The following is a 14749-nucleotide window of genomic DNA, read 5'->3' on the forward strand; positions in this document are numbered from 1 at the left end:
TTAAATCATAAATAGTTGATTTAATGGAATATATATAATCTCAAACTCATGTTTATGTGTTTAATTTAAAGTAAAATATTACATAACTTTTTACATGTTTAAACATGTACTTATGTTATTATTCATTTCAGTTCCTTACATTTGGAATAAATAAAACTAAAAACCAAAGTCTATAAGCCAAAACTTTACTCCATTCATTGAATTTCAACAAATCTCTTCACTCCCTCTTTAAGGCATTATATGCTATAATCGTTCTCTTTTTCTTAAGTGAGCACGGATTGTTTTCTCAAAATTTAGAATCTATCGGGAAAGAAAATCCGATAACCGTTTCGGGAGGCGTGTCGGTGAATCAAATATTTTACGCAAACAATGGATTAGATTCCCGTAGAGATCCTTACTCTTTCTTTGCTAGCGGTAATATTAATTTCGATTTGTACGGATGGAGTGTGCCCTTATCTTTTGCATATTCAAACCAGCAAGTTAGTTTTCAACAACCATTTAATCAGTATAGTGTCAATCCCACATATAAGTGGATAAGTGGCCACTTTGGCTTTACTAATATGAATTTTTCTCCTTATACTTTGGGAGGTCATAATTTTTTAGGAGCAGGAGTAGAGGCTAGACCGGGGAAATGGCAGGTGAGCGCTATGTATGGCAGATTGCTAGCTCCCGTTCAACCCGACTCTACAAGTGAGACTAGAGGGATACCATCTTTCCGAAGAATGGGGTGGGGCGTTAAAGCTGGATATGCTGATGGACAAGATCAATTGCATTTTATTATATTTAATGCAAAAGATGATGTCAACTCTATAGACTATGTCCCTGAAGAAGAGGATATCTTACCTGAAGAAAACTTAGTTATTAGTTTAATTGGGAGCAAAAAGCTATTTAGCAGAGTGGTGTTAAATGCCGAATATTCGATAAGTGGCATTACTCGGGATACACGAACAGAAGCTATATCTCCAGAGGAATATAGGTTTTTTAATAATGTTGGTGGACTTTTTCAACCACGAATTAGCACAGGCTACTACAATGCTTTCAATTCAGGGATCAACTATCAGGCGGATGCTTTTACAGTAGGGGTGGGACTTGAAAGAATAGATCCGGGTTATAGAACTTTAGGTGCTTATTTCTTCAACAATGATTTAATCAACTATACGGTGAATGCTGCTACTTCGATTTTCAGTGGAAAGGTGAATTTGGCAGGAAATATAGGCTTACAAAAAGATAATCTGGATGGCGAGAAAGTCAGTACAATGGAAAGAACGGTAGGTTCTATAAATGTAGGTTTCGCAGCCAGTGAAAAGCTGAATATTTCTACTTCTTATTCTAACTTCACCTCTTTTACCAACATAAGGTCGCAATTTGTAGATATCAACCAACTGACGCCCTATGACAACTTAGACACACTAAATTTCACTCAAATTTCTCAGAATGCCTCTGTAAACGGGAGTTATATATTGCAGTCATCAGAAGACAGAAGGCAGAATCTCAATGTTAATTTTTCATTTCAAGATGCAGCTGATCAGCAAGGTGGGGTAGAACAGAACAGCGGTTCGCAATTTTACTTGATGAATGCCTCTTACAGCTTGAGCTTAGTGCCTAAAAGCATGACCATTTCAGGTTCATTTAATTACAATGAGAATAAGGCTTTGAATAATAACACCCGAACATTGGGACCAACGCTGGCCATTAATCAATCATTTTTGGATAAAGCATTACGAGCGACTTTATCAAGCTCTTATAATAGTTCATTCAGCAATGGTGATAACACAGCTAATATTTTAAATATAAGAAGTAGCGGAAGTTACAGCATTAAGAAAAAGCATAATATCAATTTGGGTTTGGCAATGGTAAATCGCCAGTCTAAAAGAGAGTCAGCGACCAGCGATTTTACTGAATTTACAGCCACGCTGGGGTATAGTTATAATTTTAGCTCTCGATAATGATGGGATATCTTGAAGAAAATGAATTTTGAGAAGGAAATAGATACTGGACATTAGATAATTAGTGATTAGTCATTTGGAATTAGTTGTTAGGAGTCACCAATGACCATTGACTAATGACCAATGACTAATATCCAATAAACCAATGACCAATGACTAATATCCAATAAACCAATGACAAATCAACCAATAAGAAATGAACCTAGAAGATTTGAAAATATACACTATGTCAATGGAGGTAGGAGATAAAGTTTGGGGGATCGTGGAGAAATGGGACTATTTTAAAAAGGATACTATTGGAAAACAAATGGTGAGATCAGCAGATAGCGTGTCGGCTAATATTAGCGAAGGTTATGGTCGATTTCATTTTAAAGACAGTAAAAAATTTAATTATTACTCTAGAGGAAGCTTGTACGAAACAAAAACTTGGCTAACAAAATCTTTCAGAAGGGGACTAATTAGCGAAAGTGATTATAAAGAATTAATTCAGGATATTAACACATTAGGTAAAATGTTAAACTCGTATATAAAATCGATAGGGAACGGTCATTAGGAATTAGTCATTAGGAACTGGTCATTCGTAATAAGGAACTGGTCATTAGGCATTAGTCCTTAGGGATAAACCAATAACTAATTTACCAATAACCAATGACCAATTAACCAATGACTAATCAACCAATAACAAATCAACCAATGACCAATAAACCAATAACTAATTTACCAATGACCAATGACTAAAAATAGATGTTGAAAAAAGTCTACATATATCTTTTGCTTCAGGCACTATTAGTTGCCACAGGTTCGGTGTTCGCTCAAACCTTCCCTGTAACCGTATCTACTAATATAACGCCCCCTTATTCTACTTACTTGGGAGATTATGTAGCGCCTGGTTCGCAGAAGCTGGCACTCAATATCTTTGTCAATGACCTTAACCGACCGGAACTGCAAACTCGCTTGCGATTACGAATTGAAGGGCAGGGTATTTTAATTGAAACTAAACCGGAATTCTTACCACAGCCACTCCTTTTACAAGGAGGTGTACCGGAAAGACTTATTGCCAGTGATTTGGCGCCTTACTTTTCAGCGCAAAATCTGAACTTCAACGGCATCACTCGTCAGCAATTTGAAAGAACAGGACAATTACCGGAAGGCCTTTATTCCATTTGCTTTGAAGTGCTGGAATACAATAGAGGAGCCAAAGTGTCCAATAGTGGCTGCACCATGGCTTGGCTGATTCTTAATGATCCACCCATGATTAATCTGCCTAGGCAGAATGAAAAACTGAGACCTCAACAACCTCAATATGTAACTTTTCAGTGGACACCACGCCACACAGGTTCTCCTAATTCAGCTTTCAGTACCGAATATGAGTTTACCTTAGTTGAATTATGGCCGGAAAACAGGAATCCTAACGATGCCATATTGACTTCTCCGCCCATTTACCAAACTACTACACAGAGCACCACCTTGATATATGGGCCAGCTCAAACTCCATTAGAGCCAGGCAGACGATATGCATTTCAAGTGAAAGCTAAAAGCATTACAGGGGTAAATGAATTGGATCTTTTCAAAAATCAGGGGCGCAGTGTGGTGCACAGCTTCCAGTATGGTGATGCTTGTGAAATTCCTGCTAATATCCGGGCAAGTGCTAGCAGTAGTGGTGCTTTTAAAATTACATATGAGTCTAATTTCAACAATACAGCATTTAGCGTACGCTATAGGAAAGCGAATGACCCAAAGGCCAGATGGTTTGAAGAAGATAGCTACCTGGAAGCATTAGAGATCAATGGCTTGCAGGCCGAAACGACTTACGAATATCAAGTAACAGCCGGCTGCGGACCTTTTAATTCAGAATATAGCGCTGTTGCACAAGTGACTACTGATGCCATGCCGGAAGTAACTTATGCCTGTGGTTTGCCTCCTGAAGATTTTGATTTCGGCAATAACGAGCCACTCCCCGCCTTGCAGAAAGATGATATACTCTATGCAGGTGATTTTAATGTGAAAATTTCTGAAGCCACTGGCTCAGCAGGTACTTTTACAGGGAAAGGTACGGTGGTAGTGCCTTATCTAGATAATCTGGCCGTTTCTGTAGAATTTGCGAGCATTAGCGTGAACACTGATTACCGTATGACGGCCGGAAGCATGGATGTAAAAGGCGTTGGAGTAGATGTGCTGCCTGATGATTTTACAGATTTTCTAGATAAGTTGGATGAAACCATTGCCTCAGTAGATGAAGTGCTAGATGATGTAAGCGATGGCTTGGATGTGGCAGATGAAATTCTGGATGAAGTAGGCGATTTAGCAAATGACATTCTTGACAATGGCCCTTTTACAGATGAAGAAGAAGAGGAGATGGAGGATTTTACGGTGGAGCAATATGAAGAAGCTGCCGAGGAAGCAGTAGGTGCAGCGGCATCTGCTTTAAGTGGGGGCGCCACTAAGCAAAATATCAGTGATGCCGCCAGACAATTGGCAAAAGCTACTGCTTTAAAGAACAGAGCCAATAAGCTGCAGAACATCCACAACAATTCTGATACCCTGAATATTCGAGCAGTTGAATTTCATGAGAATCTGAGCCAGTTCAATGGCAACAAGATGGGATTTGACGCAAAAGAACACAAGGCTCATAGATTGCACTACAACATTATGGTATTGCCCGATGGAAACGTGGCGGTGCCATGGGTGGCCACCAAAGCAGGGGAGGCAGGTACTGTAAAAGCGAAATTTTTGCCTAACGATAGTGTCACAACTGCAGATATTAGTTTCAAATCAGGTTCAGATGGATCAACGCTCTCTGCTTCATTATCAGGAAATGATTGGACTATTACGCTTCCTTCAATTGCTACAGAGGAGTCCATTGTTATTAATGCAGTTGATAAAAAGGGACAAACTGTAGGGAAGCTTAATGCGATTGGTTGCCAGGAACTCAAAAGAAAAGTACACATAGTGCCTGTGGGTAATAGCTCAGCTAGCTTCTCCAAGGAGCAATTAACTGGCTACCTCAACCGCATTTATGCACAGGCAGGAGCCAGTTGGGAAGTTGACATCGAAGATGCGATTACTGTTGAAGGATATGATGGAATTTTACAAGATGATAAGCAAGCCTTATTCTCTACTTACAGCGAAGGGATGAAGGAAATTATCAATGCGTACAAAAATGATATAAACGTAAGCATTGTTAATAATGAATTCTACTTATTTCTGGTAGATCAATCACAAACTGGTAAAAGTGGCTATATGCCACGAAAGCACCAATATGGCTTTATCTATATGGGTGAATCTGGCGATAAGCTAAGTACCATCGCCCATGAGTTAGGCCATGGTGCCTTTAGGTTGCAGCATGTTCATGAAGAATACCCTACCATTTCCGAAAGCACAGACAACCTCATGGATTCTATTGGCACAGGCACCAACCTGCGCAAATACCAGTGGGACTTAATTCACAACCCGCCAGTTGTGGTTGGGTTAGTAGAAGACTTGGAGGAGGGTTCACTAGCAACAGCTAAATGGTTTACACCAGACTGGAAAGTATTTAAAGTGAAAGAATCTAAAACGATTTATGGTTCTACAATTGAACAGGTACCACAAGGGACCATTCCTGGATTTACAGAAAATGGAGTTCAGTACAAAGCAACTTTTGAAGGAGAAACATTTAAAGGGTATTTTTCTGAAAATGGATTGGCACCTACAAGTGTAGTTTATTTTCCTGATTCAAAACCATCTGATGCAGTATATCTATTTGAGAATTGGGGAGGTTGTGATCAAAATAAATATTACAAGACAACAAAAGAGTATGCTCTTGATAATAGAACTGAAACTACTTTCTTTTCTGCTTTAGGAGAAGGTAAGATAATTAAATGTAAACCTGATATTAACATTAGCGAACTTTATTATACAGAGGGGATAATTGAAACAGATGATGATTTGACCTGCGAAGATTTGTTAGCTGAATTTCGAAAATCAGAATTAAGCAAAAGTGATGTTTTACGTACCGCAATTGAGAATGATCCTTGTATATTAAAGACGTTAAGACCCATTGATGAAGGTTTAGGTTATCGAACAGAGTGGATGAATGAATTAGATCGAGTGATAGCTGGCTTTTCTTTTACTTTTATCGGAATTGCAGGTACAACAATTTTACTGCCTCAGTTGGTGGAGATGGCAGCATACATTGTAGAGTATTATGGTGCGGAAGCATCTCGGAAATTTATGGAGGGAGTTTTATTTGAAGCTTATACCTATCAATTAGTAAATGAGTATTTTAATGATGGAAAAGAGATTGATCCTTTAGATTTTTCAACTGATGTGTTGATTGCAGGAATTAGAAACGTTGTGAAATATGAGAAGACTCCGCAAGCAGTGGCTGCTTGCATTCAAGGAATGGATTTATCTAAAATTAATGAGATTATTCAAAAAGGGGATATCTCCATAAAAGATTTTGCACAATTAACCTCTGAGTGTGGCATTGCATTCATCTTAGAAAGGTTATTTGGCAGTAGTGCTTCCAATGAACTGGCTACTCAGATTAAAAGAAGTGGGTCCAATAAATTAGCAAGAGTACTACAAAAACTGGACATGCCTTCTTTACAGCAATTTGATGTGATGGTTTATCTATACAATTTGGATAATATAGTAAACAATAGGGGGCGTTTCTGGAAAGAAAAAATGGTTGAACTTCTTCCTACGGAAAATGGATCTAAAGCTTTTGATGTTTTAAGAGAAGCTAATTTTGATTTGGGTCGATTGTCATGGCGAAATTTTGAGCGTTTGAAAGATATTGTAGCGAGGAACGGTACCACTGGCTTGAAAGAATTATTTGAAGGGACTAAAGATGTGAATAGAATGTTAGTCTATTTAGATAAGACTTCTTCTAGTTATCAAGAGTACATTATAGCTATGAATAAGATTAAATCGGAGGATTTATTTGAGGGGACGGTCACTATAAATGGAAAGCCTATGAATACCCTTGGTTTTTTCGAAAATGAGGTGAAAGGAAGTACTTATTATTCTTTAGATAATGACGAAACAATCAGTTTGGTAAAAGCTTTTGAGCAAAGTGATATAGCTATAGAAATGATAGTGGATAGAACAACGAATACAATAATATCAGTAGATCAAGGTGCATTTGGTACAATGACAACTGGGTACATTAAAGAATTAGTTTCTGATGATCAAGAATAGAAAAATGAAATCTAGCTTTTGGCTTTCTTTATTATGTGTATCTATTTATGCAATGATAAAGTTTGTTGCATATTTTACTTGTGCAGATTTGCCGTTGAATGGTGTAGAAATCTTAATATTAATAGTTTTTACGGGATTTTTCACGCACAAATTTATTATAACATCATTCTTAAGCTTAAGTAAAGATCATAGGGGCGGGTTGTTTGGTATTTTAATGGTGGCTTACGCTATTTTTATTCTAGGTTTATCTAGAGATAATCAAATTAGAGATTTAAAAGAAAATGGAGGAATTGTGATTACTGCAAAAATAATACGCAAAATTCCAAGTCAGAAGTCTGATCAAGAAATCAGGGTAGTGTTTACAAATAGTGGCGAAACTGATAGTAAAAGCATGAGTGTAAGTGTTCAAGATTTTAAAAAAAAGCATAGAAGTGATACTATATTGCTACTCTACTCATCTACTTGCAGTTCTACTGGCATAGCCTATGATCTGTACCCCTCAAAATCAGACATTAAAAAATGCTTAAATGGGTGTGAGTTTGTGTATGGTAAAGAAGGATTGACTAAGATAAAAAGTAGCAAACAAAACTAAAAGACTAACCGCTTTTAACTCAACCAAAAATATTAATTAAGGTACTGAAATATGAAAAAAACTTTACTGATATTCTTTATTACACTAAGTGCTTTGGGGCAGCTGTTGGCTTTTTCTGGCAGTGCAAGCACAGATAGTGTAAGTGTAAGTAGCAATAAATCAACTGATGTAGCAATTTCACTTTCTGAAGAGTCTGCTTTAGCTATAGTTACTCATAATTTATTAATCGACAAAGCAGAAACTCATCCGCTAGACTCAGCCAATATTGCTTCAACAGTAAATCCCCGTACCCCCAAAGCCCTAACAACCAATACCCATTTTCCAATACCCAATGTCCATTTACCAATTACTAATGACCAATTACCAACTACTAATGACCAATTACCAACCACCAATGACCAATTACTAATTACTAATAACCAATTAACCAATCCCAATTCAACTAATGTCCAACCAACCAATGACCAATTACTAACACCCAATGTCTCATTTCATCCAGAAGGTCTAATCCCTACTACAGACCCAATTGACTCCGCACAGTACTACATCGCCAAAGCGCAGGCAGTAATTGCTGAAATCCGTGAGAAGAGAAAATTTATCGGTTATTTGGACGGTGAATCATTACAATCCTTGCCGGTAGGAATTCACAAAGAAATAGGTGGTTTAGATTATGACATTGCTATTGCCAGCATTAAACTGAAACCACAATATGCAGAACTAGAAGTGTACATGACTTTTACAATGCCACAAAATGGTAAAGTACTCACCTTTAGAGGTACAGGAATTAAATTTACAAAAGCAGGAGCCATAGTAGGTGATGCTAATTTAGAACTAGTAGCAGATTATGCCATCAACCTGCAAGGTGATAAATCACAAATCATTTTAAAATCGGGCACGCAAGTGAGTTTCGATTGCTCAGGATTTTTGGCCATGGCCATAGAAGCAGATGTCAAATTTGCTCGCTCGCTCTTAATTCCCGAAGGGCCACAAGGAGATACCCTAGGCGGTAATGTGGTCGGAAATTTTAGCACTTCTATTACAGATTGGAACAACCTGATAGCTGAAGTGAGTCTTCCTCCTTTTCAGCTAAGAAGTTTGAAAGGGGTAGGCTTTAAAGTGAGCAATGCCGTGATCGATTTTTCCGATCTGGAAAATGCTCTGTCTATGAAATTTCCTGTTGACTATCAATCCCCCGCAGTTATGGCTGGTTTACCCAAGCTATGGAGAGGATTTTACCTGCGAGAGCTTATCGTATCTTTGCCATCAGAATTTAATAAAAGTGGTGCGAGTGAACGAACCCAGTTTTTCGCTGAAAATGTTTTGATTGATGAATTGGGCTTCAGTGGTGTGCTCACAGGAACCGAGCTGCTTGATAAAAGCAATGCAGATATGAATGGCTGGGCCTATTCCTTGGATAGTTTACAGATTGACCTCATGGCCAACAGCATCCGAAGCGGCAGTTTTTCCGGTGATATTGTTATTCCTATTTCAGGAGAAGAGCGACCGTTTACATATTCGGCCCTCATACAATCAGGTAGCGACTATGTCTTTAACGTGGCAGCACCGGATAGCCTTGAATTTCCGATGTTCAAAACCAGTAAATTAGAGCTTTATCCCAATTCTTATGTTGAAGTAAAAGTGGTTGATGGGAAATTCAGTCCTAAAGCCAACTTACATGGAAAAATGAATATTCAGGCGCAGCTGGGCAATAACGAACAGAAAAAGGGAGTAGAGCTAGCTGATATCACCTTTGAAAATCTACAGTTGCAAGCGGTGAAGCCTTACATTCAAGTAGGTAATTTTTCCTTTGGTTCCGAAGCGGCACAACAGGCCATGGCCAATTTCCCAGTGAGCATTAACAATATCGGCATGAAAACCATTTCCGATACGGAAGTAGGCTTAGAGTTTGATTTGTTGCTGGGCCTTACCGGTTCCGGAGGAGGATCATATGGTGCAGAAGCAGGGCTAACTATAGTAGGTGAACTGCCGGAAGGGGAGAGTATTAAGAAATGGAAATACAAAGAAGTTCAAGTACGCGATATCGCCATTGATATTGATGGGGGTGCCTACAAATTTCAAGGACAGTTGACCTTCTTTAAAAATGACCCCATGTACGGGGAAGGTTTCAATGGACAAGTGCAAGCAGAATTTAAGCCGGGGATTAAACTGCAAGCCACTGCAATCTTTGGTAATGTAGATGGCTATCGCTATTGGTATGCTGATGCCTTGGGATCATTCTCAAGTGGTATCCCGATTTTCACAGGCGTAGGTATTTATGGCTTTGGTGGAGGTGCCTATTACCGCATGGCGATGGACACTGAAGGCGTAGGCAGTGCATTAGGCGAAACAGTTTCAGGAGTGGTGTATGTACCCAAGGAATCAGCAGGCTTAGGGCTTAAAGCAACAGTAGAATTAGGTTCTCATCCTAAGCCCGAAGCATTTAATGGAGACCTTACCTTCGAAGTAGCTTTTAATAAGGGTGGTGGTATGCGTTATATCTCTTTTAAGGGGAATGGTTATTTAGCCACACCTCCTGCGGCTGGTACATTGGCTAAAATGAAAGAGAAAACGCAGAAGTTAGCTTCAGTTGTCGCCAAAGCAGAAAAGGTAGCAGGAAATATTCCTGGAGGTGCACTTTTAGCAGAGAATGCGGAAGCTGACCAAAGTGTAACTCAACTTTATGGGCAAATAGGAGCCGCTGCAGGCAAGAAGGGGCAAATTTCCGCTAGTGTGTTTATCAGCTACGACTTCAATAACAAAGAATTGCACGGCAATTTTGAAGCCTACGTGAATGTAGCTGGTGGAATTATACAGGGAAGCGGGGCAGGCGGTCGTGCTGGATGGGCAGTTTTACATTTTGCACCGGATGAATGGTATGTTTATGCTGGTACACCCGATGATCGGATCGGCTTAAGTATGGGAGTTGGTCCTATAAAAGCTGAAACTACTAGTTATCTAATGGTTGGGACAAAGATTGAAGGTAGTCCTCCACCTCCTGATAATGTTCTAACTAGTTTGAAAAAGAAGGGGGAAGAATTAGATTATGCCAGGAATATTAATGCTTTAAAAAATGGTGGCGGATTTGCATTTGGATCCTCTTTTTCAATTGATACCGGTGACTTAAATTTTTTGATGTTTTATGCAAGCATGTCGGCTGGTGCAGGCTTTGATGTAATGTTAAGAGACTTAGGAAATGCAAGCTGCAGCAACAGAAGTGGTACTATTGGCGTCAATGGTTGGTATGCCAACGGCCAGGCTTATGCTTATTTTGATGGAAATATAGGTATAAAAGTCAAGCTCTTTGGTAAAAACAAGAAAGTAGATATTATAGATTTAGGAGCAGCGGCCGTATTACAGGCTAAATTACCTAATCCTTTCTGGATGAGGGGGATCGTAGGAGGGCGATTTAATGTTTTAGGTGGACTAGTGAAAGGTGATTGTCAGTTTGAGGTTACAATTGGTGAAGAATGTGATATGGAAGGTGGAAATGCGCTGGAGGGAGTAAAGGTAATTGCTGATATTACTCCTGCATCTGGACAAAAGGATGTGAATGTTTTTAACAATCCGCAGGTTGTATTCAATATGGCGGTGGGCGAAATATTTGAAATGATTGATGCTGATGACAGAAAAAAGACATTCCGCATCAAATTGGATGAGCTAAAAGTACTAAACGGTACTACCGAAATAGCGGGAGATCTGAACTGGAATGCTACAAATGATGTAGTAGCATTTGATTCATATGACATTTTCCCCTCAGAAAAGGAATTGACTTTATCTGTAAAGGTAAGGTTTGAAGAGAGACTTTCCGGCAGTTGGCAGACTGTAAGAGTAGATAACAAGGATTATACAGAGGAGAAAACGGTTAAATTTACCACAGGAATAGCGCCTGATTACATTCCTCATGAAAATGTGGAATACTCTTATCCGGTGGTGAGTCAGCTCAACTTTTATAAAGATGAATACAATCAAGGATATATTAAATTGGATAAAGGTCAACCTGAGTTGTTTCAGGTGAGTGATGAATGGGCTCAAAGAGCAAGATTCACTGCTGCAGGTGGAGAGGAAGCTTATTTAAACTATAACTATTCTAATTCTAGCCGAAAAGTTACCTTTAATCTACCTGCAAGTTTGAGCAAAGATGAAGTTTATAAGTTTGAGCTGGTTAACCTCCCGGCACAGGAAGCCGAAGCTATAGACCGAAATGTCAGTGAAAAAAGTGATAAAGTAACGGTGGGAAATAATAAGCTTGATACTGAAATTACAACCAAGACTGCGGAGGGCACAATAGATCAACTGCAGGAAAAACAGGTGTTTGGCATGAATTTCAGAAGTAGTAAATATGCTACATTTAGTGAGAAAGTGGATGCTCAAAATATAACAAGTGCAATAAGAAATGTCGTGATTCAATGGTATGCAGAAAATTTAATAGCTTACTCTACAGTGATAGAAAATTACGATGAAGCTGAACTGGAGGGTAATCAATTTACAAATAATATCCCATTAGTGAGCATAGAAGCAGATATTGCGGGTAATTCTTATTTTGATGATAAAATAATACCACTAGTTTATGAGGGCTATCCTGTTGGTGGGAGTACAATCACGCATCGGGATACAGATGTACTAGGTTTGATCCCAGTAAAGGCTATGGATATATATCAAACAAACAGGAGCAAGAAACTGAATGAGGATAATTTAGGAGGTACGTATTTTTCTTCTTCCGAAACCTGGGGTTACAAATTTGATATGCATTTACCCATGGCTCTTGATTTCTTTGAAATTCAAGAGAAGGTGATAGATAAGTATGCAAGTGGAACAAGCAATGATGATCGTATACAGGAAATAATTATGGGTCAGTTTCCATTAATTAGGCAAGGTGATTATAAAATCACACTTAAGTATACTTTACCGGGCAAAACCACAAGTCATAGTACCACAAGTAAAACATTGAATTATTAAAGGACTCAATAATGAATAAGATATTAAAGATAGTTTGTTTAGGACTAATATTAATTATAGTTCCTGATATCGTTTTTTCACAACAAAAGAGCGGAATTGCGCTCATTAGTCAGGCTAAAAAAGATAAAATTCTTTTGCGATGGGCGCCCAAAGATGCCAATTCATGGGAGATGGCTAATAAATACGGTTATACTTTAGAGAGGTATATAATTTTAAGAGATAGTGCTATTCTTTCTTCCCCTGAAAAAAAGGTAATTGGTGATTTTTCACCCGCTCCTCTTCAAGATTGGGAAACTAAGATTGATGAAAACGATTATATAGCAGTTTCTGCTCAAGCCATTTATGGAGAAACTTTCGAATTGACCGAAGATTATTCCAACGATATCATGCAAATTGTTAATAAGACTAAAGAGCAAATGCAGCGCTTTTCATTCGCACTTTTTGCGGCTGATCAGTCTTTTGAGGCTGCTCAACTATCAGGATTAGGCTACATTGATACCGATGTGAAAGAAAATGAAAAATATCTTTATAAAGTGTTTGCTAATATTCCTGAAGAGATCCTTGTCTTGGATTCTGGGTTAACATATCTGTCCATAGCGGACTATGCCCCTTTGACTCCAATAGATGATGTTTCAATTACTATTGCCGAAGGCTTGGCTACAATAAAATGGAATCAGGCACAGTACGAAAGCATTTATAATAGTTTTATAGTAGAACGTTCTGCTGATGCAGGTGCGAGCTATCAGTCAGTTAGTAAGCGACCAATTATTAATAGCTTTAATGGTAAAACTCAAAGCAAATATGCAATCAAAACAGATTCAGTAGCAGATGGAAAAGAGTATACTTATAGAGTGAGAGGCAGAACTGCTTTTGGTGAAATAAGTCCTGCATCCAAAGTAGTCAAAGGAACATCTTATAGCACTGCAGCTATAAATATTAATTTCTCTGATGTAAATATCTTAGAAGGAAACAGAGTTCAGCTAGCCTGGGAATTTAAAACAGAATGGGAGGACCAAATTAATGGCTTTCATATTTTGAGAGGAGGTGCCTCAGATGGCGATTTCACTAAGATTAATACAGAGATTCTCGGCCCTGATTACAGGAGTTATGTTGATGAAGAAGCATCCCTTACTAATTACTATAAAGTAGAAGTGGAAAGTGAAAATGGAGTTAAAAGGTCTTTTCCTTATTTAGTGCAATTGGAAGATAGCATACCTCCGGCAGTGCCTAAGAACATCAAATATGTGATTGCTACTTCAGGAGAAGTTTTTTTAAGCTGGGATAGTAATTCAGAGGCTGATTTTTTGGGCTATAGAGTATATCAGTCTAATTTCAGAAATAGCGAGTTTGCGGAAATAACCCCTTCACCTATCACTACCAATAAGTTTACGACCAGCATAAGTATCAACAACTTGACTGATTCTATTTATTTCAGGCTTAAGTCTGTGGACAATAGATATAATGCATCGCAATTTAGTGCTATTAGAGGAATTGGAAAGCCTGATTTGATAGCTCCTACGCAGCCTTTGATTCAGAACTTCAAAGTAAGAGGCAACATTGTGGAAATAGAATGGCAAGCCAGTTCAAGTTCAGATGTGAAGAAGTATAAATTGTATAGTAGAATGGAAGGAGAAAGTGAATGGGAAAATGTTCTTATTGAAAATGCCTCTGCGACTAAATTGGATTTTAAATTGCAAGGCGAAAAAGAGTATGAGTTAAGAATTACAGCTCTAGACGAAAATAATAATGAATCTGTTTCTTCTCGTTCTATTAAAGTAAAAGCAGAGCAACTATTAAAAGAAGGAGTGGAAAACCTAAGATATGCAATTGATAATAAAGATAGAAGTATCACTTTGGCATGGGATTACAATCAAGAGGATGTGATTGGATATAAAATTTATAAGAATTCAAATGAGAGCGGTTTTAGTCTTTTGAGCTTTATCAGTAGTGATCAAATGACTTTTACAGATTCAAAAATTTCATTTAATGAGAAATTAAGTTATGCCATTTTGCCATTACTAAACTCCAAAAATATTGGGACAATTAAAGAAATAGACATTCAATTCTGAAA

6 protein-coding genes are annotated in these 14749 nt (G+C 38.2%); all 6 read left to right on the forward strand.

Features of this window, described 5'->3' with window-relative positions; translation table 11 throughout:
- Window positions 1-197: 197 nt before the first annotated feature.
- The 6 genes from B9Y84_RS01060 (at window position 198) to B9Y84_RS01085 (ending at window position 14747) form a co-directional block, all read left to right on the forward strand.
- Window positions 198-1946 carry a porin family protein gene (locus B9Y84_RS01060; protein WP_139827913.1) on the forward strand — a complete coding sequence of 583 codons (1749 nt, stop codon included), beginning with the start codon at window positions 198-200 and terminating at the stop codon, window positions 1944-1946.
- 196 nt (window positions 1947-2142) lie between these two features.
- A complete protein-coding gene (locus B9Y84_RS01065) occupies window positions 2143-2499 on the forward strand; it encodes a four helix bundle protein (RefSeq protein ID WP_085515241.1) in 357 nt (118 codons plus the stop codon).
- Between the two features lie 191 nt (window positions 2500-2690).
- Entirely contained in the window at window positions 2691-7130 is a 4440-nt protein-coding gene (locus tag B9Y84_RS01070; protein WP_085515242.1) for a fibronectin type III domain-containing protein, read from the forward strand.
- Between the two features lie 4 nt (window positions 7131-7134).
- A complete protein-coding gene (locus tag B9Y84_RS01075; RefSeq protein WP_139827914.1) occupies window positions 7135-7722 on the forward strand; it encodes a hypothetical protein in 588 nt (195 codons plus the stop codon).
- A gap of 51 nt (window positions 7723-7773) precedes the next feature.
- Window positions 7774-12678 (forward strand): hypothetical protein, encoded by a 4905-nt coding sequence (locus tag B9Y84_RS20520; protein ID WP_176223675.1) that lies wholly within the window; start codon window positions 7774-7776, stop codon window positions 12676-12678.
- An 11-nt stretch (window positions 12679-12689) separates the two neighbouring features.
- Window positions 12690-14747: a fibronectin type III domain-containing protein gene (locus B9Y84_RS01085; RefSeq protein ID WP_085515244.1), complete on the forward strand. Its 2058-nt coding sequence runs from the start codon at window positions 12690-12692 to the stop codon at window positions 14745-14747.
- Window positions 14748-14749: the final 2 nt, after the last annotated feature.

The organism is Marivirga sericea, assembly GCF_900177665.1.
Classification (GTDB): domain Bacteria; phylum Bacteroidota; class Bacteroidia; order Cytophagales; family Cyclobacteriaceae; genus Marivirga; species Marivirga sericea.

Excerpts from the sequence above, each read along its gene's own strand:
- B9Y84_RS01065 (WP_085515241.1), top strand. The coding sequence starts at position 2,143 with ATGAACCTAGAAGATTTGAAAATATACACTATGTCAATGGAGGTAGGA.
- B9Y84_RS01070 (WP_085515242.1), top strand. The coding sequence starts at position 2,691 with ATGTTGAAAAAAGTCTACATATATCTTTTGCTTCAGGCACTATTAGTT.
- B9Y84_RS01075 (WP_139827914.1), top strand. The coding sequence starts at position 7,135 with ATGAAATCTAGCTTTTGGCTTTCTTTATTATGTGTATCTATTTATGCA.
- B9Y84_RS20520 (WP_176223675.1), top strand. The coding sequence starts at position 7,774 with ATGAAAAAAACTTTACTGATATTCTTTATTACACTAAGTGCTTTGGGG.
- B9Y84_RS01085 (WP_085515244.1), top strand. The coding sequence starts at position 12,690 with ATGAATAAGATATTAAAGATAGTTTGTTTAGGACTAATATTAATTATA.